The organism is Janthinobacterium sp. TB1-E2 (assembly GCF_036885605.1).
Classification (GTDB): Bacteria; Pseudomonadota; Gammaproteobacteria; order Burkholderiales; family Burkholderiaceae_D; genus Janthinobacterium; species Janthinobacterium aestuarii.
In genome coordinates this window covers 4,924,439-4,943,324 of sequence record NZ_CP142523.1, presented here as the reverse complement: position 1 = coordinate 4,943,324, position 18,886 = coordinate 4,924,439, and the positions used below count along the sequence as shown (strand labels likewise).

Sequence of the window (18,886 nt, the reverse complement as noted above, 5' to 3'; positions counted from 1 at the left end):
CGTGCTCCTCAATGCCGTCGCGTTGCTGCTGACCGTACTGTATCCGCTGGCGATCTGGTTCGGTCACGGCCAGGTCGAGCCGCGCTGGCTGGCGCTGCTGCTGTTGCTGGCTGCCGCCTGCCGCCTGCCCGCGCTGAAGCTGCAGCGCGCCGCGCGCTGGTCGGTGGCGGCCGCACTGCTGCTGGCCGCCATCGCCCTGTGGAGCAACCTGCTGCTGCCGCTGAAACTGTATCCGGTACTGGTCAACGTCGTCTTGCTGGCCACCTTCGGCTACAGCCTGTGGGCGCCGCCGTCGGTGGTGGAACGCCTGGCGCGCTTGCGCGAGAAGGATTTTCCACCCGCCGCCGTGCGCTATACGCGCCGCGTGACGCAGGTCTGGTGCGGTTTTTTCATCGTCAATGGCGGCATCGCGCTGGGTACGGCACTGTGGGCCAGCGAAGCCGTCTGGTCGCTGTACACGGGCGTCATCGCCTATATCCTGATGGCCCTGTTATTTGGCGGCGAGTATCTCGTCCGCCTGCGTTTTAAGCGTTTGCACCATGCCTGAATCCTCGTTGCCGCAAGCTCCCGTGCCTGACGCACATCCGCCGATTTCCCCGCTGGCGCGCCTTGCGCTGTCCATGCATGGCCGCCCGCCGGCCATGCCCGTCGGCTGGCGCGATGGCGCGGTGCTCGATCATGCGCACTTTGCGGCGCGTATGTCCGCCTGGGCCGGCTTGCTGGAAGGCCAGGCAGGACGCCATTTCGCTTTGTACCTGGACGAAAGCATCGAGTTTGGCGCCGCCTTGCTGGGCGCCTGGCAGGCGGGCAAGACCGTCTGGCTGACGGCCGATACGCTGCCGGGCAGCTGCGCTTCGCTGGCTGCGTCCGTCGATGGTTTCCTGGGGCAGTTTCCGGCTGCGCATGCGCCGCTGCCGCTGCCAGCGGACAGCCTGGCCGAGCGTGCGTGGACGCAGCTTGCGGACGATTTCCCGGCGCTGGTGGTGTACACCTCGGGCAGCACGGGCGCGGCGCAAGCGATCCCGAAAAAACTCTCGCAGCTGGCCAGCGAGGTGGCCACGCTGGAGCGGCTGTTTGGCGAACACGCCGATGGCGCGGCCGTCGTCGCCACCGTCTCGCACCAGCATATCTACGGCTTGCTGTTCAAGGTCTTGTGGCCGCTGGCCGCCGGGCGTGCCGTGCATGCGCACAGCGTGGATTATCCGGAACAGCTGGCCGCCTTGCTGGCGCGCGGTCCGTGCGTGCTGGCCGCCAGCCCCGCGCACCTGAAACGCCTGCCGCAACACATCGACTGGTCCGGCGCGCGGGCGCAACTGCGCGCCGTGTTTTCCTCGGGCGGGCCGCTGGCCCTGGACAGCGCGCTGGCGGCGGGGCATTTGCTGGGCCGCGTGCCGCGCGAAATCTATGGCAGTTCGGAGACCGGCGGCGTCGCCTGGCGCCAGCGCGTGCCGGAGCACCCTGAGGACGAGAGCTGGCAGGGTTTTCCTGGCGTGAACTGGCGCCTGATGGACGACGGCGCGCTGGAAGTGCGTTCGGCGCACCTGGCCGACGATGGCTGGCTATGTCTGGCCGACCGCGCGCGCGTAACGGCACCAGGGCGCTTCCAGCTGCTGGGACGCAGCGACCGCATCGTGAAGATCGAAGAAAAACGCATTTCCCTCAATGCCATCGAAGCGGCATTGCTGGCCACGCCGCTGGTGCTGGATGCGCGCGTGCTGCTGTGCGATGCGCCGGCCGGCGAGCGCCAGAAGGTGGCCGCCTTTATCGTCTGCAGCGCCGCCGGCCGCGCGCTGCTCGACGTCGAAGGCAAGCTGGCCCTGAATCGCCAGCTGCAAACGGCGCTGGGCGGCCAGGTCGACGCCGTTGCCGTGCCGCGCCGCTGGCGCTACCTGGAACAACTGCCCATCAATGCGCAGGGCAAGACGACGCAGGCGCTGTTGCTGGCATTGCTCGAGAAACCCCGCTTGCCGCATGCGCGGCTGATCGAGCGTTCGGCCGAAGGCGAAACGCCACGGCTGCTGTTCGAGCTGCACGTCCCGGCGAATCTGTTCTATTTCGAGGGCCATTTCACGGGCGCACCCTTGCTGCCCGGCGTGGTGCAAGTGGAGTGGGCGCTGCACTTCGCGCGCCAGCACCTGGACCTGCCCGCGCGGTTCCGCGCCATGCATGCGCTGAAATTCCAGCAGCCGGTCATGCCGGACCGGCCCGTGCGGCTGGCGCTCGAATACGACGCGCCCAAGGCCAGCCTGCAATTTCGTTATCTGTCGGACGCCGGCCAGCATGCCAGCGGCCGCATCCTGTTCCACCCGAATGCCGCTGCCGTTCCCGATGGCGGCGCCGATACACCCACTCCAGCAGCGAGCGCATGTTAGATAAAAAATTTTCACCCGAACGCCAGACCGCCTTTGCCGCCCGTTACGAGGCGCAAAAAATCGCTTTCGGTCCCGTCGTCTTTCAATGCGTGCGCTATGCCTGGAAGCGCGGCATGCTGCAGGCGCTGGCCGACACGGGCCACAGCGGCCTGACGATTGCCGACATGGCCGCCAGCGGCCGCTGGACGGAGTATGCGCTGAAGGTGGCGCTCGAATCGTGCCTGTCGGCCGGCGTCGTCTCGCTGCGCGATGGCGCGTATGTGCTCGATAAAGTCGGTTTTTGCATGCTGACGGACAGCATCACCCAGGTCAACCTGGACTTCATGCATGACGTCTGCTACCAGGGCTTGTTCGACCTGGACCGCTCGCTCGACGCCGAGCAGCCGCTGGGACTGGCCGCGCTGGGCGACTGGCCCACCCTGTACCAGGGCCTGTCGGCCCTGTCGGAGCCGGCCAAGGGCAGCTGGTTCGCCTTCGATCACCATTATTCGGATACATCGTTCCCCGAGATATTCCCGGACGTCTTCGCCACGGCGCCGCGCCGCATCATGGACATCGGCGCCAATACGGGCAAGTTCGCCAGTGCGGCGCTGGCCTACCATGCGGGCGTGGAACTGCACCTGGTCGACCTGGAGCGCCAGCTGGCGGTGGCCGACCGGACTCTCACCGATGCCGGCGTGCGCGAGCGGGCCCATTTGCACACCTGCGACCTGCTCGATGACGCGGCGCCGCTGCCGGCCGGCATGGACCTGATCTGGATGAGCCAATTTCTCAGCTGTTTCAGCGAGCCGGCCATCGCCAGCATCCTGCGCCGCGTGGCGCAGGCGCTGGGGCCGAACGGGCAAGTGCTGATCATGGATACCTTCTGGGACCGCCAGCAGTACGATATCGCCGCCTACTGCCTGATCAACACCTCGCCTTACTTCACGGCCATGGCCAGCGGTAACAGCAAGATTTACCAGAGCACCGACTATATCCGCCTGGCGCAAGCGGCCGGACTGGAATTGCTGACCACGCGCGACGGTATCGGCTATTGCCATTCGCTGCTGCGCTTTGGCCGCACCGGAGCGCACAGTGACTGAAGTGCGTTTTCAACCGTGCATCGTGATCCCCGTGTTCAATCATGAACACGCGATCGGCGCCGTGGTGCAGCGCCTGCTGCCGCATGGCGTGCCGCTGATCCTCGTCGACGACGGCAGCGCCTCTGCCGGCGCGCGCACCCTGGACGCGCTGGCCGCCGCGCATCCGTCGCGCGTGACCCTGCTGCGCCATGCGCACAACCAGGGCAAGGGCGGGGCTGTGCTGACGGGCTGCCGCCACGCGCATGCGCACGGCTACAGCCATGCGCTGCAGATCGATGCGGACGGCCAGCATGAAACGGACGACGTGCCGCGCTTCCTGGCGCAGGCGCAAGCCACGCCAGCGGCGGTGGTGATCGGCTATCCCGTGTACGACGCCTCGGTACCCAGGGCGCGCTACTACGGCCGTTATGCGACGCATATCTGGGTATGGATCAATACCCTGTCGCTGCAGATCCGCGACTCCATGTGCGGTTTCCGCGTCTATCCGCTGGCCCCCCTGGCGGCGCTGGCGCAGCGTGGCGTGCTGGGACAGCGCATGAATTTCGACACCGATGTGCTGGTGCGCCTGTACTGGGATGGCTTGTCGATGGCGAATCTGCCCACGCGCGTCGGTTACCCCAGCGACGGCGTCTCGCATTTTGAGCTGTGGCGCGACAACGTGCTCATTTCGCGCATGCACGCGCGCCTGTTTTTCGGCATGCTGTGGCGCGGACCGCGCCTGCTGGCCCGCCACTGGCGCGCGCGATGACGGCAGCACCGCAGCAGCCGCGCGGACACTGGTCCGGCTTCAATGAAGTCAGCTTCGTGGCCGGCATGCGCCTGCTGTTCTGGATCTGCCGCGTCTTTGGCCGCTGGCCTTTCCGCATCGTGCTGTACCCGGTGCTGGCCTGGTACGTGCTGACCAAGCCGCGTGCGCGCCGCGTGTCGCGCAGCTACCTGCGCCGCGTCGCGGCCTGCGGCGGCCCGGCAAACCTGGGCGTGCTGCGGCACTTTGCCACGTTTGCCGAAACCATCCTCGACAAGATGCTGCTATGGGGAGGCTTGTACGACACGCGCAGCGTGAGCCTGCATGGCATCGATGGCGACGATGGCGTCAACCGCTGCCTGGACGAGGGGCGCGGCGCCTTGCTGATCTGCGCCCACCTGGGCAACCTGGATTTGTGCCGCGTGCTCTCGCAGCGCAATACGCGCTTGAAGCTGACGGTGCTCGTGCACACGCGCCATGCGCAAGCGTTCAACCGCATGCTCGAGACGCTCAATCCGGACAGCCAGCTCAATCTGATGCAGGTGACGGAAATCACGCCCGCCACGGCCATGCTGCTGGCGGAAAAGGTGGCGCAAGGCGAGTTCGTGGTGATCGCCGGCGACCGCGTTCCCGTCTCGCCGCAGCCGCGCGTGGCGGTGGCGCCGTTCCTGGGCCAGCCGGCCGCTTTCCCGATCGGCCCGTATGTGCTGGCCAGCGTGCTGCAATGCCCCGTGTATCTGCTGTTTTCCATGCGCATCGGCCAGCGCTCCGAAATACATTTCGAACTGTTCCGCGAGTCGCTGCACCTGCCGCGCAAGGCACGCGAGGCGATGCTGGCCGAACTGGCGGCCGCCTATGCGGCGCGCCTGCAGTACCACTGCCTGCGCGCGCCGCTCGAATGGTTCAACTTCTACGATTTTTGGCAACTCCCCGATACTTCAAGACTGGATACTCCCGATGCAACTCGCTGACCTGAAAAACACCCGGCGCGCCGTCCGCTTCGACCGCGAGCGCCTGCGCATCGAAGACATTACCGACATCGCGCATGGCCGGGCCAGCGCCGAACTGTCCAGCGACCCCGTCTTTCTGGCGGCGATCGCGCGCGGCGCCGATTTCCTCGACCGCCTGCTGCGCGAGGATGGCACCATCTATGGCGTGACCACGGGCTACGGCGATTCGTGCACAGTGACCGTGCCGCCGGAACTGGTGGCCGAACTGCCGCACCACCTGTACACCTATCACGGCTGCGGCCTGGGTGAATTCTTCACGCCGGCGCAGACGCGCGCCATCATGGCCACGCGCCTGGCGTCGCTCTCCAAGGGTTTTTCCGGCGTCAGCGTGGAGCTGCTGGCGCAGATCGCGCGCCTGCTCGATGCGGGCCTGCTGCCGCTGATCCCGTCGGAAGGCTCGGTCGGCGCCAGCGGCGACCTGACGCCGCTGTCCTATCTGGCGGCCGTCTTGTGCGGTGAGCGCGAAGTGTGGCGCGACGGCGTGCAGGTGCCGGCGCAGCAGGCGCTGCGCGAAGCGGGCATCACACCGCTGCGTCTGCGTCCGAAGGAAGGCCTGGCGATCATGAACGGCACGGCCGTCATGACGGCGCTGGCCTGCCTGGCGTATGAGCGCGCCGAATACCTGACGCGGCTGACGACGCGCATCACGGCGATGGCTTCGTTTGCGCTTGACGGCAACGCGCACCACTTCGATGAAACCCTGTTCTCCGTCAAGCCCCATCCCGGCATGCAGCAAGTGGCGGCCTGGCTGCGTGCCGATCTGCCCACCGACTCCTGGGAGCGCAATGGCAAGCGGCTGCAGGACCGCTACTCGATCCGCTGCGCGCCGCACGTGATCGGCGTGCTGGCCGACGCCCTGCCTTGGCTGCGTTCGTCGATCGAGAATGAACTCAATAGCGCCAACGACAACCCGATCATCGACGCCGAAGGCGAGCGCGTGCTGCATGGCGGCCATTTCTACGGCGGCCATATCGCCTTCGCCATGGACAGCATGAAGAATACGGTGGCCAACCTTGCCGACCTGCTGGACCGCCAGATGGCCTTGCTCGTCGACAGCCGCTACAACCAGGGCTTGCCGGCCAACCTGTCTGGCGCCACGGGCCCGCGCGCGGCCATCAACCACGGCCTGAAGGCATTGCAGATCAGCGCCTCCGCCTGGACGGCCGAAGCGCTGAAGCTGACCATGCCGGCCTCCGTATTTTCGCGCTCGACCGAATGCCACAACCAGGACAAGGTCAGCATGGGTACCATCGCCGCGCGCGACTGTCTGCGCGTGCTGGAACTGTGCGAGCAGGTGGCCGCGGCCCTGCTGATTACCGTGCGCCAGGGCGTCTGGCTGCGCTGCAAGGTCAATCCCGATGTGCCGCCGCAAGCGGCGCTGGCGGCGATGATGGAGGCGCTGGCCGCCGATATCGCGCCCGTCGAGGAAGACCGCCGGCTCGACCCGGAACTGCGCGTGCTGCTCGAACGCATGCGCGCCCAGGCGTGGCCACTGTATGGAGCCGGGCATGACTGAGACGCATAAAGTGCGCGGCAAGAAGGCCACGCCCAGCCGCTGGCATGCCGAAGTGGAGATGCAGGTGCAGTTCTTCGACCTCGACCCGATGGAGATCGTCTGGCACGGCCGCTACGTGAAATACCTCGAAGTGGTGCGCTGCGCGCTGCTCGACAGCATCGGCTACAACTACGTCGACATGAAGGCTTCCGGCTATGCCTGGCCCGTGATCGACATGCACTTGCGCTATGTGGCGCCAGCCACCTTTGGCCAGCGCCTGACTTTGCGCGCCGACCTGGTGGAGTGGGAAGACCGCTTGAAGATCGAGTACCTGGTCAGCGACAGCGCGACGGGCAAGCGCCTGAACCGCGCCAGCACGACGCAGGTGGCCGTCGATATCGCCAGCGGCGAGATGTGCTTTGCCTCGCCGCCCATCTTGTTTGAAAAATTGGGATTGAAGGCCGTATGAAAAAACAATTCAAAATCCTGCTGGCGGGCCTGTGCCTGCTGGCGATGGCGCCGCTGCACGCGGCCGCGCCGGTAGCGAAGATCGAGGCCATGCTGGCCAAGCCGCAGCAGCTGTGCGGCCGCTTCGACCAGAGCAAGCAGCTGGCCGGCATGAAGAAGGCGCTGGCGTCGAATGGCCGCTTTTGCGTGGTGGCCGGAAAAGGCGTGCTGTGGCGCACCTTGCAGCCGTTTCCGAATACCCTGCGCCTGACGCGCGACGAGATCGTGCATTTCCAGGGCGAGCGCGTGGCCATGCGCCTCGACGCGAAGACGGAGCCGGTGGTCAAGATGATCAACAGCGTGCTGTTTTCGCTGCTGGCCGGCGACCTGGCGCAACTCGATACGCTGTTTGAAGTGGACGGCAGCATCGATGGCGGCACCTGGCAGGTGGCGCTGAAGGCGCGCCAGCCGGCGCTGGCCAAGGCCATCGGCAGCATCCGCCTCGATGGCGGCGCCTTCGTGAAAAACATCAGCATCAGCGAAGCGAGCGGCGACCGCACGAGCATCGTGTTCTCGGCGATTGAAACGGGACCGTCCGCCATCACGGCGCAAGAGGCGGCCCTGTTTTGAACGCATTGACGAAGCGCGGCCGCAACGCCGGGCGCCTGCTGGCCATCGCCTGGGCGCTGGTGGTGGCGCTGCTGCTCGCGCATAACGCCTATCTGTGGCTGGGCAAGCGCATCGCGCCCGAAACCGACATTCTTGCCTTGCTGCCGGTGCAGGAGCGCGACCCGGTGCTGCAGGCGTCATTTACGCACATGGTCGACGCGGCGCAGCAGCGCGTGGCGGTGCTGGTCGGCGCGGCCGAATGGAGCGATGCGAAGCGCGCGGCCGACGCCTACGGCGCCGTGCTGGCGCGCCATGCTGGCCTGTTCCAGTCCACGCCGCTCGACGAGCAGACGCAGAATGACTGGCTGGCGCTGTTCCAGCAGCATCGCTTGACCTTGCTGACGGCGCCGCAGGAAATGCAGCTGCGCCAGGAAACGCCCGCGTTCTGGCGCGATTCGGCGTTGAGTCAGCTGTATAGCCCATTCGGCGGGCCGAAACTGGGCGCCTGGCAGGACGATCCCTTCGGCCTGTTTGGCGGCTGGGTGCAGGAACGCGCGCAGGAAACGCCCGTGCGCCCGCGCGACGGCCATCTGTTCGTCGCCGACGCCGAGCGCCAGTATGTGCTGCTGCCGCTGACCTTGAGCCTGCCCGCCTTTTCGCTGGGCGCGCAGGAAAGCGCGCTGCCCGTGCTGGCGCAAGCCGAGGCGGCGGCGCGGCAGGCCGTGCCCGGCGTGGACATCATCAGCGCCGGCGTGATCCTGCATGCGGCGGCCGCCAGCAGCCAGGCGGCGGGCGAAATGTCGACCATCGGCCTGGGCTCCCTGGCCGGCATCATCTTGCTGACGTGGTTCACCTTCCGCTCGTTCAAGCCGATCTCGCTGATCCTGCTGTCGATCGGCATCGGCTGCCTCGGTTCCCTGTCCGTGTGCTGGCTGCTGTTTGGCAAAATACACTTGATGACATTGGTCTTTGGCGCCAGCCTGATCGGCGTGGCGCAAGACTACGGCATTTATTTCCTGTGCAACCGCCTGGGCGCCGATCCGGCGCTCGATTCGCGCGCCTTGCTGCGCCGTCTGCTGCCGGGCCTGTGCCTGACCCTGCTCGCCGCCGTCATCGGCTACATGGGCCTGGCGCTGACGCCATTCCCCGGCCTGCGCCACATGGCCGTGTTTTCCGCCCTGGGCCTGGTGTTTGCCTGGCTGACGGTGGTGTTCTGGTTCCCCGCGCTGATCGGTGGCGGCACCTTGAAGAGCGGCGCGCTGGTCAAGCAGTATGGCGCGGCGCGCGCGCGCTGGCCGCTGTTGCGGGCCAACCGCGCCACCCTGGTTGGCGGCGTGCTGTTTGCCCTGTTTGCGCTCATCGGCATCAGCCGCCTGGGTGTCAACGACGATATCCGCTTGCTGCAAACGCCACCCGCGCACCTGATACGCGACCAGATCAAATTGAGCAAATTGCTCGATGGACCTACGCCGGTGCAGTTCTACCTGGTGCGCGGCGATAGCGCGGAAGCCGTGCTGCAGCGCGAGGAAGCGTTGAAACAGCGGCTGCTGCCGCTGATCGCGCAACAGCACATCAGCGGTGTCCAGGCCATGTCGAACTGGGTGCCGTCGCTGCAGACGCAGGCGGCGCGCCGGGCCTTGCTCGACACGGCCATCCTGCAGCCGGGCGCCGCGCTAGACCTGCTGGCGCAGTCCGTCGACGAAGGCCCGGAATGGGCCGGCAAGGTGCGCGCGCAACTGGCGCAAGCGGGGGCGCCGCTGTCGATCGACGCCTTCCTGAAGGTGCCGGCCAGCGAGCCGTGGCGCCATCTGTGGCTGGGCAAGGTCGAAGGCGGCTATGCCTCCATCGTCGCCTTGCGCGGCATGCAGTATGCGGCCATTCCCCTGCTGGCGAAGGCGGGCGAGGGCATGCCCGGCGTGCAGTGGGTCGACAAGGTCAGTGAAATTTCCTCGGTGCTGGGCCGCTACCGCGTCTACATGGGCGCTGTGGTGCTGGGCGCCTACCTAGTGGTCTTCGGCTTGCTGCTGCCCCGTTACGGGCGCCGCACCTGGCGCGTGCTGGCGCCCACGGCGCTGGCCAGCGTGGCGGCCCTGGCCTTGCTCGGCTATTTGAACTTGCCGCTGCAGCTGTTCCACGTGCTGGCGCTGATGCTGCTGCTGGGCGTCGGCGTCGACTACGGCATCTTCATGCAGGAGCACCCCGACCGCCGCAACGATACGCCATGGCTGGCCGTGGGCCTGTCGGCGGCCAATACCATTTTGTCTTTCGGCTTGCTGGCGCTGAGCAAGACGGCCGCATTGCAGGCGTTTGGCCTGACCATGCTGATCGGTACGGCCCTGGTGTGGCTGCTGTCGCCGTGCTTTGCCGAAGCCGACCACCGTAGCGCGGCCGATGCCGCAGGAGAAATCTGATGTTTTTGCACTGTCAACGATGGGCGCCCGCATTGCTGCTGGCGCTTGCCGGCTGCGCCAGCACGCCGCCTTCGGCACCCGCGCGCCTGGGCCTGAAACTGGCACCGCAGGCGCTGGGCGCCACGGTCAGCGTGCAGCAGCACCTGGTCGTTGAACGGGCCGGGCGGATCGACGAACTCGATGCGGCGCTGGAAGTGGAGCCGTCGCATCTCGACCTGGTGGGACTGGCGTTCGGCCAGCGCGTGCTGTCGCTGCATTACGACGGCAAGGAGATGACGTCATGGCGCCACCTGATGCTGCCGGCGCAGGTGCGCGCCGAGGATGTGCTGGAAGACATGCAGCTGACCCTGTGGCCGCGCGAAGCGATTGCGCAAGCGCTGCCGGCAGGCTGGCGCATCGAGGACAGCGGCTTGCGCCGCACCCTGTTCCTGCATGACGAGGCGGTGACGGTGATCGACTACAGCGGCATGCCGCGCTGGAGCGGCACGGTGGTGCTCGACAACCTGCGCTACCGCTATCGCCTGACGATACAGAACGCCCCGGAAGGAAGCTGAATGACTGGCTTGACTGTGTACCTGAACGACTGCGGCATCGTCTGCGCGCTGGGCGCCAGCCGCGAAGCAGTGCGCGCGCGCCTGTTTGCCGCGCACAGCGGCGTGGTGCCCGTCGATACCTACACGCCGGGGCGCCTGCTGCCGCTGGGCGTGGTCGATGCGGCCTTGCCATCGGTGGCGCAGCACGGCATCGCCGCGCGCAGCCGCAACAACCGGATGGCGCTGGCGGCGCTGGCGCAGATCCGTCCCGCCGTGGAACAGGCCATCGCCCGCTACGGCGCGGACCGCGTGGCCGTGGTGATCGGCACCAGCACGTCGGGCATCGCCGAGACGGAAGGCGCGATCTGCCAGCATGTGGCGGGCGACGGCTTGCCGAAAGCCTTTCATTATGGGCAGCAGGAGATGGCGTCGCCGGCATTGATGCTGGCCGAGGAACTGGGCATCGACGGACCTGCCCTCGTGCATTCGAGCGCCTGTTCGTCGAGCGCCAAGGCCATGGCCAGCGCGGCGCGCCTGATCCGCATGGGCCTGTGCGACGCCGTGCTGACGGGCGGTGTCGATACCCTGTGCGGCTTTACCGTGGCCGGATTTTCCGCGCTGGCGTCCGTCAGTGCGCGGCGCTGCAATCCGCTGGGCGCTAACCGCGACGGCATCAATATCGGCGAGGGTGCGGCCCTGTTCCTGATGACGGCGCAAGCGGCCAGCGTGGCCTTGCGCGGCTGGGGCGAATCGTCCGATGGCCACCACATGTCGGCGCCCGATCCCGCAGGCGGCGGCGCGCGGCTGGCCATTGCCCAGGCACTGGCGCGCGCGGGCATCGCGGCGTCGCAAGTCGACTACGTGAACCTGCACGGTACGGCCACGCCGCAGAACGATGCGATGGAAGCGCGCGTGGTGTCCGACCTGTTCGGCGCCACGGCGATGGTCAGCTCCACCAAGCCGCTGACAGGCCATGCGCTGGGCGCGGCGGCGGCCATCGAGGCGGCGCTGTGCTGGCTGGCGATGCAGGACGATAACGCCGAGGGCTTGCTGCCGCCGCATCTGTGGGACGGCGTGCCTGATGAATCCCTGCCGCCGCTGCGCCTGGCCTTGCCCGGTGCGCGCCTGGGGCGTCCGCTCGACTGGGCGCTGAGCAATTCGTTTGCCTTCGGCGGCTCGAACGCCGCCCTGCTGTTCGGGAGGGGAGCATGAGTTTTCCCCCTATCCGCGAACTGGTGCCCCATTCCGGCGCCATGGTGCTGCTCGACCGGGTGTTGTCGGCCGATGCGGAAAACCTGTGCGCCGAAGTCGCCATCCATGCCGGCAGCGTGTTTTATGACGCGCCGTCGGCAGGGGTGGGCAGCTGGGTCGGCATCGAATACATGGCGCAGGCGATCGCCGCGCACGCGGGCTACCTGGCGCGGCTGGCCGGCGCGCCCGTGAAGATCGGTTTTTTGCTGGGGGCGCGGCGCTACGAAGCGCAGCTGCCCCTGTTTGTCGATGGCAGCGTGCTGCAGGTGCATGTGCAGCAGGCCTTGCAGGGCGAGAATGGACTGGGCGCGTTCGAGTGCCGTATCGAGATGGCGGGCGCCGTGCTGGCGCAAGCGACGATTACGGTATTCCAGCCCGAGGATGCAAAGCAATTTCTGCAGGAGAGTATGAATGGAGCGCAGCATGAGTAAAAGTGTATTGGTGACGGGGTCGTCGCGCGGCATCGGCAAGGCCATCGCCTTGCGGCTGGCGCGCGACGGTTTTGACGTGGTGCTGCATTGCCGCAGCGCGCGCGGCGAAGCCGACGCGGTGGCGCAGCAGGTGCAGGCCATGGGACGCGCGGCGCGCGTGCTGCAATTCGATATCGGCGACCGTGCCGCGGCAGCTGCCGCGCTGGAAGCGGACATCGCTGAACATGGCTGCTATTACGGCGTCGTGTGCAACGCCGGCGTGGCGCGCGATAATGCGTTTCCCGCCATGTCGGGCGAGGACTGGGACATCGTCCTGCAGACCAACCTCGATGGTTTCTACAATGTGCTCAATCCGCTGGTGATGCCGATGGTACAGCGCCGCAAACCGGGGCGCATCGTCACCATGGCGTCCGTTTCGGGCCTGATCGGCAACCGGGGGCAAGTCAATTACAGCGCCGCCAAGGCCGGCATCATCGGCGCGACCAAGGCGCTGGCGCTGGAACTGGCCAAGCGTGCCATCACGGTCAACTGTGTGGCGCCGGGCCTGATCGAGACGGACATGATCAGCGAGGTGCCGCTCGACGAAGCGCTGAAGATGATCCCCGCGCGCAGAGTCGGCACGCCGGAAGAAGTGGCCGCCGCCGTCAGTTTCCTCGTCGGCGAGGAAGCGGGCTATATCACGCGCCAGGTCATTTCCGTGAATGGAGGCATGGCATGAGCCGCCGCGTAGTCGTGACCGGCATGGCCGGCATCAGCCCGATCGGCAACGACTGGCCGGCCATCCGCCAGCGCCTGGGCGAGTACCGCAACGCCGTCGTGCGCATGGACGAATGGGCCGATTACGAAGGCTTGAATACGCAACTGGGCGCGCCGGCCGCGCCGTTCGCGCTGACGGACCGCTATAACCGCAAGGCCGTGCGCAGCATGGGACGCATCGCGCTGATGGCCACGCGCGCCAGCGAACTGGCGCTCGAGCACGCGGGCCTGGCCGGGCACCCCGTGGTCAAGAGCGGGCAGATGGGCATTTCCTTCGGTTCGTCCGCCGGCACGCCCAGCGCCATCGGCGACTTTGGCCGCATGATGGAAGAGCGCACCACCAAGGGCATCAACGCCACTACCTACATCAAGATGATGGCGCACACGGCGCCCGTCAACATCGGCGTATTCTTCGGCGTCACGGGCAGGGTGATTACCACCTCGAGCGCCTGCACCTCGGGCAGCCAGGGCATCGGCTATGCCTACGAGGCGATCGCCGGTGGCAAGCAGCTGGCGATGATCGCCGGCGGCGCCGAGGAGCTGTGCGCCACCGAGGCGGCCGTCTTCGACACCCTGTTCGCCACGAGCACGCGCAACGACGATGGCCACACGACGCCGCGCCCGTTCGACGCCAGTCGCGATGGCCTCGTCATCGGCGAAGGCGCCGGTTGCCTGATCCTCGAAGAATTCGACCATGCGCAGGCGCGCGGCGCCACCATCCATGCTGAACTGGTGGGCTTCGGCACGAACAGCGACGGCTGCCACGTGACCCAGCCGAACGCCGCCACCATGCGCCAGGCGATGCTGCTGGCGCTGGCCGACGCGGGACTGCAGCCATCCGATATCGGCTACATCAATGCGCATGGCACGGGCACGCAGCAGGGCGATATCGCCGAGTCGCAAGCCACGTTCGAAGTGTTTGGCGACCGCACGCCTATCAGTTCGCTGAAAAGCTATATGGGTCACACCCTGGGTGCCTGCGGCGCGCTGGAAGCGTGGATCAGCATCGAGATGATGCGCGAAGGCTGGTTTGCGCCCACCATCAATCTGCAGCAGGTCGACCCGCAATGCGCACCGCTCGACTACATCGCCGGCGAAGGCCGGGCCATCGAATGCGAGTACGTGATGTCGAATAATTTTGCCTTTGGCGGCATCAACACGTCGCTGATCTTCAAACGTTACCGGCCGTGAAGTTAGCTTGCGCTGGCGCAAGTGGCAAGTGTGGTTCCCTTTGTACTATCTTTAACTTATCGAGGAAAACAGCATGAAAAAAATGATGATCCTGGCGGCGCTGAGTGCGGCGCTGACGGTTGCCTTGCCGGCACAGGCAGGCGATACCAAACACATGATGTCGATCGCCAATGCGATGTCCGCCAACGACGCCCAGGCCCGCCTTGGCGACACCGTGAAATTCTATTTTGGCGACCAGGCAACGCCCCCGGTTGCCACGCGCATCAGCAGCGACAAGACCAGCCAGAAAACCAATGGCGTTGGCAAGTCGGCGGAAACCTCGTGCAACTGGGCCTTCCTGTCGGCCATGCTGGCGCTGCAAAAGCGCGCCCAGTCGGTGGGCGCCGATGCCGTCGTCAATATCGTCAGCAATTACAAAAACATCGAAAATTCCAGCGCCACGGAATTCGAGTGCCATGAAGGCACGATGATGACGGGCGTGGCCTTGAAGGGCGAGTTCGTGAAGTTAAAGGCAGGCAAGTAAGTAGCAGTAGCAGGAAGCAGCAGGGAAGTCCACCCCATCGGTAACCGGCGCAATCAGAGCAGCGATCGCGTCTGGAAGCCATTCCAATAAAAAGTAGAAAGAGAATATGCAAAAAGTATCGAAAACTGTCATCCTGGCCGGCGCACTGCTGGCATTGACCATGTTGCAAGGCTGCGCCACGCGCATCAAGGCATCGTCGACGACCAATCCGCCGCCGAGCGAGGCTTTCTCGTCGTTTGGCCGCATTGAAGTCAAGCCGACAGTCTTTGCCGAAGGCTACAAGGGCAACCAGGCCGGCATGGCGAAAATCGACGAGAATATCCGCAAGGACCTGGCCGAATCGCTGACCAGCTGGAATGCCGCTCCGGCCAATGGCCGCGTGCTGACCATCGAGCCTATCGTCGAAGAAATCCAGTTCAAGAGCGGCGCCAAGCGCGTACTGCTGGGACCATTGGCCGGCAGCTCGGGCGTGCGCATGCGCGTCATGATCCGCGACAACAAGGGTGCCGTGGTCGCAACGCCAGAGTTCTTCCAGCGCGCGGACGCGATGGCGGCCGGATTCACGTTTGGCGTGCACGATAACCTGATGCTGACCCGCATCGCCAACCTGACCAGCGCTTACATCAAGGCCAACTATGTACGTGCCGAAGGCGGCCCGACGGGCGCCGACAATAAAGCGGTCGAAGCAGCAATGACGAACTAGGACGGGCGCGGCGCGCAAGCGCCTGCAGACCTGCTGAGAATGGCAGCGACGGGTAACCGCGCTGCCATTTTTTTGCCGCATGCATGCTGGAAATTTGTGGCAGACTGCGCCTTTGCCTATCCCGAGCTTGTCATGCCACCAGCCTTGCCCAGTAACGGCGCCAGCATCTGGCTGCTCGATTCCCGCAGCATTGATCTTGCGCAGATCAGCCAGTATCAAACGTGGCTTGGTGCCGCGGAAGCGGCCCGCTACGCACGCTTTGTGCGGCCGTTGCGCCAGCGCCAGTTCCTGCTGGGGCGCGCGCTGCTGCGCGTAGCGATGGGGAAACTGCTGGAAGTGGCGCCGGAATCCATCGCGCTGGAAGAGAGGCCGGGCCAGGCGCCACTGCTGCTGTCGCCTGCGGAGGGGCCGCACTTCAGCATTTCGCACAGCGGCCACTGGGTCGCGTGCGCGTTGAGCGGTACTACGCGGCTGGGACTCGATATTGAGCTGCGCGACCCGCGGCGCGACGTGCTGGCGCTGGCCCGCCAGGCGTTTGGCGCAGATGTGGCCGCCGAGCTGGAAAGCATGCCGCTTGAAGCGCGGCTGGCGGCGTTTTACCAGTGCTGGAGCGAGGCCGAGGCGCGCTACAAGCTGGGCATGGACGCGGGCGCTTGCGCGACCTTGGCGCATGCCGAGCTGTCCATCGTGCTGTGCAGCGCGGCGCCGCTGGCGCAGGCGCCCGCCTTGATCGTGCAGGGTCTGGCGCCAGGCTAATTCCCCCGCACGACGATCTCCTGCGCCTTGGGCTCGCGCTGGCGCATGAAGCGCACGATGGAGTCGACGGTGACGACGTCGATCTGGCGCGTCATGCGGCGCTCGAACGGGTGATCGTCGAACGCGATATTCGCGCGGAACATGCGCGCGCCCAGGCGCGTGGCGGCGGGTATGCTCAGCGTTTGCGGGGCGTAGCTGGCGCTGCGCAGCCAGCCTTGCGCTTCGGCGCGCGTTTCGATCTTGCCAGGCTCGTTGCTGGCAGCGGCCAGGGTTTCCAGCACCCACTGGTTCGAGTTCTGGTACTTGGTGGAAAACGGGTAGGCCAGCATATTGTAGTGCGGCTCATGCAGGCGCTTGGGCGTGTTCGACGTCAGCAGGCGCACCAGTTGCTGCTGCGTATCCTGGCCGGGAACCAGGATCAGGGTTTCATACATGAACACATCATCCATGAAGAAATTGCCCAAGCCTTCGTTGTACAGCGACGATTGCGCCGTGCCGCATTCATTGAGTTCATGCACCACCAGCCAGCGGCCTTTCGGGTGGTCGCGCCAGGCCAGCGCCATGTGCGAATAGCGCAAGTTGTATTTCGACAGGTCTTGCCCGGCGCGCGCCACCAGCGCCACTTGCGCGCCCGAGGCGTCGAGCGCCTGCAGGGTCTTTTGCGCCAGATCCATCGATTTGACGAGAGTGGTCGCATCCGTTTGCTTTTCCTCGCACGAGCGTCCCGCATGGGCGGTACCGGCCAGGGCCAGGCTGATGAGAATCACGGTCAGGCGTTTCATGGGGTTCACGCTTTCGAATGGTGGAGAATCGCATTGCCGGCCGCATTCGGCACATAGGCGATGGCCTTGCCCGACAGCACCAGCATGTGTCCCGTCGAGACGGCCACCACCTTGATCACCGTGCCGGCCGCCAGCGACAGGCCTTGCGCAGCCTTCTGGCTCAGCTTGACGGAGGCTGTGGCGGCGGAGGACGCGCCCCTGGCCGCGCTTTTGAGCACGAGGACGCTGCCGTCGGCCGCGTCTTCCACCTTGTCGATGACGATTTCACCGGCGGCGGCCAGCACCGACATGGAGCCGACCAATACGATGGCTGAGGCCATGCTGGCGTTGTCGGAGGCGTTGGTGGTATCGGAGTTGGCGGCCTGGGCCAGCGGCGCCATGGTGGCGGCGCACAGCAGGGCGGTGGCGAGCAGATGTTTCATGGAATGTCCGTTCTTTATTGGTGATTACACTTTGGAGTGGTGCAGCAGCGCCTTGCCCAGTTCGTTCGGGATGAAGGCGATGGCCTTGCCGGAAAGAACCAGCATATGACCGGTAGACATCGCCACCACATTGACTACGGTGCCGGCCGCCAGCGACAGGCCCCTGGCCGCTTGCCCGCTCATCTGGATGGACGCGCCACCCGCTTCGGAGGCTCCCTTGAGCACGATGACGATGCCTTCGCCCACCGTTTCCACGCTGGCGACGACCACCTGGCCGGAGGCGACCAGCATCGACATGGAACCGGCGACGACCACGGCGGAACCTTCGCTGAGGTTTTGCGAGCCTTTCGACAGATTCTCGGAGGCGGCGGCGTGGACCAGGCCGGGAGCGGCCGCGGAGAGCGTCAACAGCGACAGGGACAAGCAGAGGGGCAGCAGGCGTTTCATGTGTTTCTCCTTCAAGTGTGCCAAGTGGCAACGCCATCATTGTAGACTGTGGGCAATTGGTCAATGAATACGCTACTCGTAGCGGGCAGGCATACCGCAGGTAGCATATTGCGCTACTTTTCTGCCGCCAGAATCGATGCTATTTTTATAAAGGAAGTGCATGCCGCAAACCCACGCCTTGATCGAAGCCTTGAAACGCCTGTTGAAAGCGCGCTCCGTCACGTATGCCGAGCTGGCCCAGCGCATCGGCGTGTCCGAAGCCAGCGTCAAGCGGATGTTTTCGCAGAAGCAATTTACCCTGCAACGGCTGGACCAGATCCTGGTCGCCATCGGCAGCGATTTCCAGCAACTGGCGCTGGCCGTGCAATCAGCCCAGGCCGCGCCGACCCTGATCACGGGGCTGACCTATGCGCAGGAAAAGGAAATCATCGAGGACACCCGGCTGTTCGTGGTGGCCGTCTCCGCCCTGAACTTGCTGCCGCTGGAACAGATCGTCGCCATCTATGACATCAGCGAAGCGCAAGCCGTGAAATACCTGCTGCGTCTCGACAAGATCGGTTTTCTGGAACTGCTGCCGAATAACCGGGTCAAACTGCTGGTGGCCCGCACGTTTGCGTGGATACCGAACGGTCCCATCCACACGTATTTCAAAAAGGAAGCCTATGGCGACTACTTGAATTCGCAGTTCGATGGCGAGACGGAATTGCTGCGCCTGGTGAACGTGATGCTGTCGAAGAAATCCACGGCCGCCTTGCTGGAACGCCTGAAGCAAGTGGCAGTGGAATTCTCGCAGCAACATCAGGAAGACGCGCGCCTGCCTGGCAATGAGCGCCTGGCCATCAGCTTCATGCTGGCGGCACGTCCCTGGATGCCGCAGACGTTCAAGGCGCTGCTGCGGCAGTAAGCTGACGAGTGCAGCG

The 18,886-nt window shown here is 65.7% G+C and carries 21 protein-coding genes; 18 read left to right on the top strand and 3 right to left on the bottom strand.

Annotated elements, in window-relative coordinates:
- Position 1 precedes the first annotated feature (1 nt).
- The 17 genes from OPV09_RS22265 (at position 2) to OPV09_RS22185 (ending at position 16,315) form a co-directional block, all read left to right on the top strand.
- Positions 2-547 carry a hypothetical protein gene (locus tag OPV09_RS22265; protein ID WP_070305203.1) on the top strand — a complete coding sequence of 182 codons (546 nt, stop codon included), beginning with the start codon at positions 2-4 and terminating at the stop codon, positions 545-547.
- Positions 540-2,372, top strand: a complete 1,833-nt coding sequence (locus OPV09_RS22260; protein WP_338679395.1) for an AMP-binding protein — start codon at positions 540-542, stop codon at positions 2,370-2,372. Before OPV09_RS22265 ends, OPV09_RS22260 begins: the two co-directional genes overlap by 8 nt.
- Entirely contained in the window at positions 2,366-3,454 is a 1,089-nt protein-coding gene (locus OPV09_RS22255) for a class I SAM-dependent methyltransferase (protein WP_338679394.1), read from the top strand. The genes OPV09_RS22260 and OPV09_RS22255 overlap by 7 nt, the downstream gene beginning before the upstream one ends.
- On the top strand, positions 3,447-4,202 hold the full coding sequence (locus OPV09_RS22250; RefSeq protein WP_338679393.1) for a glycosyltransferase family 2 protein: 756 nt from the start codon (positions 3,447-3,449) through the stop codon (positions 4,200-4,202). Before OPV09_RS22255 ends, OPV09_RS22250 begins: the two co-directional genes overlap by 8 nt.
- Positions 4,199-5,170, top strand: a complete 972-nt coding sequence (locus OPV09_RS22245) for an acyltransferase (RefSeq protein WP_338679392.1) — start codon at positions 4,199-4,201, stop codon at positions 5,168-5,170. Before OPV09_RS22250 ends, OPV09_RS22245 begins: the two co-directional genes overlap by 4 nt.
- A complete protein-coding gene (locus OPV09_RS22240; RefSeq protein WP_338679391.1) occupies positions 5,157-6,725 on the top strand; it encodes an aromatic amino acid ammonia-lyase in 1,569 nt (522 codons plus the stop codon). Before OPV09_RS22245 ends, OPV09_RS22240 begins: the two co-directional genes overlap by 14 nt.
- A complete protein-coding gene (locus OPV09_RS22235; RefSeq protein ID WP_034750379.1) occupies positions 6,718-7,173 on the top strand; it encodes an acyl-CoA thioesterase in 456 nt (151 codons plus the stop codon). The genes OPV09_RS22240 and OPV09_RS22235 overlap by 8 nt, the downstream gene beginning before the upstream one ends.
- Entirely contained in the window at positions 7,170-7,781 is a 612-nt protein-coding gene (locus tag OPV09_RS22230; protein WP_034750377.1) for a LolA family protein, read from the top strand. The genes OPV09_RS22235 and OPV09_RS22230 overlap by 4 nt, the downstream gene beginning before the upstream one ends.
- 5 nt (positions 7,782-7,786) lie before the next feature.
- On the top strand, positions 7,787-10,171 hold the full coding sequence (locus tag OPV09_RS22225) for an MMPL family transporter (protein ID WP_338682347.1): 2,385 nt from the start codon (positions 7,787-7,789) through the stop codon (positions 10,169-10,171).
- On the top strand, positions 10,171-10,725 hold the full coding sequence (locus OPV09_RS22220; protein ID WP_070305212.1) for a DUF3261 domain-containing protein: 555 nt from the start codon (positions 10,171-10,173) through the stop codon (positions 10,723-10,725). The genes OPV09_RS22225 and OPV09_RS22220 overlap by 1 nt, the downstream gene beginning before the upstream one ends.
- Positions 10,726-11,916, top strand: a complete 1,191-nt coding sequence (locus tag OPV09_RS22215; RefSeq protein ID WP_338679390.1) for a beta-ketoacyl-ACP synthase — start codon at positions 10,726-10,728, stop codon at positions 11,914-11,916.
- The gene (locus OPV09_RS22210) at positions 11,913-12,386 is read left to right on the top strand and encodes a hotdog family protein (RefSeq protein WP_034750368.1); all 474 of its coding nucleotides are present in this window, start codon (positions 11,913-11,915) and stop codon (positions 12,384-12,386) included. Before OPV09_RS22215 ends, OPV09_RS22210 begins: the two co-directional genes overlap by 4 nt.
- A complete protein-coding gene (gene fabG, locus OPV09_RS22205; protein ID WP_374106824.1) occupies positions 12,379-13,104 on the top strand; it encodes a 3-oxoacyl-ACP reductase FabG in 726 nt (241 codons plus the stop codon). Before OPV09_RS22210 ends, fabG begins: the two co-directional genes overlap by 8 nt.
- Positions 13,101-14,333 (top strand): beta-ketoacyl-ACP synthase, encoded by a 1,233-nt coding sequence (locus tag OPV09_RS22200; RefSeq protein WP_034750361.1) that lies wholly within the window; start codon positions 13,101-13,103, stop codon positions 14,331-14,333. The genes fabG and OPV09_RS22200 overlap by 4 nt, the downstream gene beginning before the upstream one ends.
- A gap of 73 nt (positions 14,334-14,406) precedes the next feature.
- The gene (locus OPV09_RS22195; RefSeq protein WP_034750358.1) at positions 14,407-14,856 is read left to right on the top strand and encodes an excinuclease ATPase subunit; all 450 of its coding nucleotides are present in this window, start codon (positions 14,407-14,409) and stop codon (positions 14,854-14,856) included.
- 106 nt (positions 14,857-14,962) lie between these two features.
- Complete coding sequence (locus tag OPV09_RS22190) at positions 14,963-15,559, top strand: hypothetical protein (protein ID WP_034750355.1); 597 nt, start codon at positions 14,963-14,965, stop codon at positions 15,557-15,559.
- 132 nt (positions 15,560-15,691) lie between these two features.
- The gene (locus tag OPV09_RS22185) at positions 15,692-16,315 is read left to right on the top strand and encodes a 4-phosphopantetheinyl transferase (protein WP_338679389.1); all 624 of its coding nucleotides are present in this window, start codon (positions 15,692-15,694) and stop codon (positions 16,313-16,315) included.
- Here the strand turns inward: OPV09_RS22185 and OPV09_RS22180 are convergent.
- From OPV09_RS22180 to OPV09_RS22170, 3 genes are read right to left on the bottom strand one after another with little or no spacing between them, the layout of a single operon-like run.
- Positions 16,312-17,097 (bottom strand): DUF2145 domain-containing protein, encoded by a 786-nt coding sequence (locus OPV09_RS22180; protein ID WP_070305218.1) that lies wholly within the window; start codon positions 17,095-17,097, stop codon positions 16,312-16,314. The genes OPV09_RS22185 and OPV09_RS22180 overlap by 4 nt on opposite strands.
- Before the next feature lie 5 nt (positions 17,098-17,102).
- Entirely contained in the window at positions 17,103-17,519 is a 417-nt protein-coding gene (locus OPV09_RS22175) for a hypothetical protein (protein WP_034750348.1), read from the bottom strand.
- A 24-nt stretch (positions 17,520-17,543) separates the two neighbouring features.
- Positions 17,544-17,966, bottom strand: a complete 423-nt coding sequence (locus tag OPV09_RS22170) for a hypothetical protein (RefSeq protein WP_128142355.1) — start codon at positions 17,964-17,966, stop codon at positions 17,544-17,546.
- A gap of 160 nt (positions 17,967-18,126) precedes the next feature.
- Between OPV09_RS22170 and OPV09_RS22165 the strand changes: the two genes are divergently transcribed.
- Positions 18,127-18,870: a helix-turn-helix domain-containing protein gene (locus tag OPV09_RS22165; RefSeq protein WP_034750344.1), complete on the top strand. Its 744-nt coding sequence runs from the start codon at positions 18,127-18,129 to the stop codon at positions 18,868-18,870.
- The last annotated feature ends 16 nt before the right edge of the window (positions 18,871-18,886 follow it).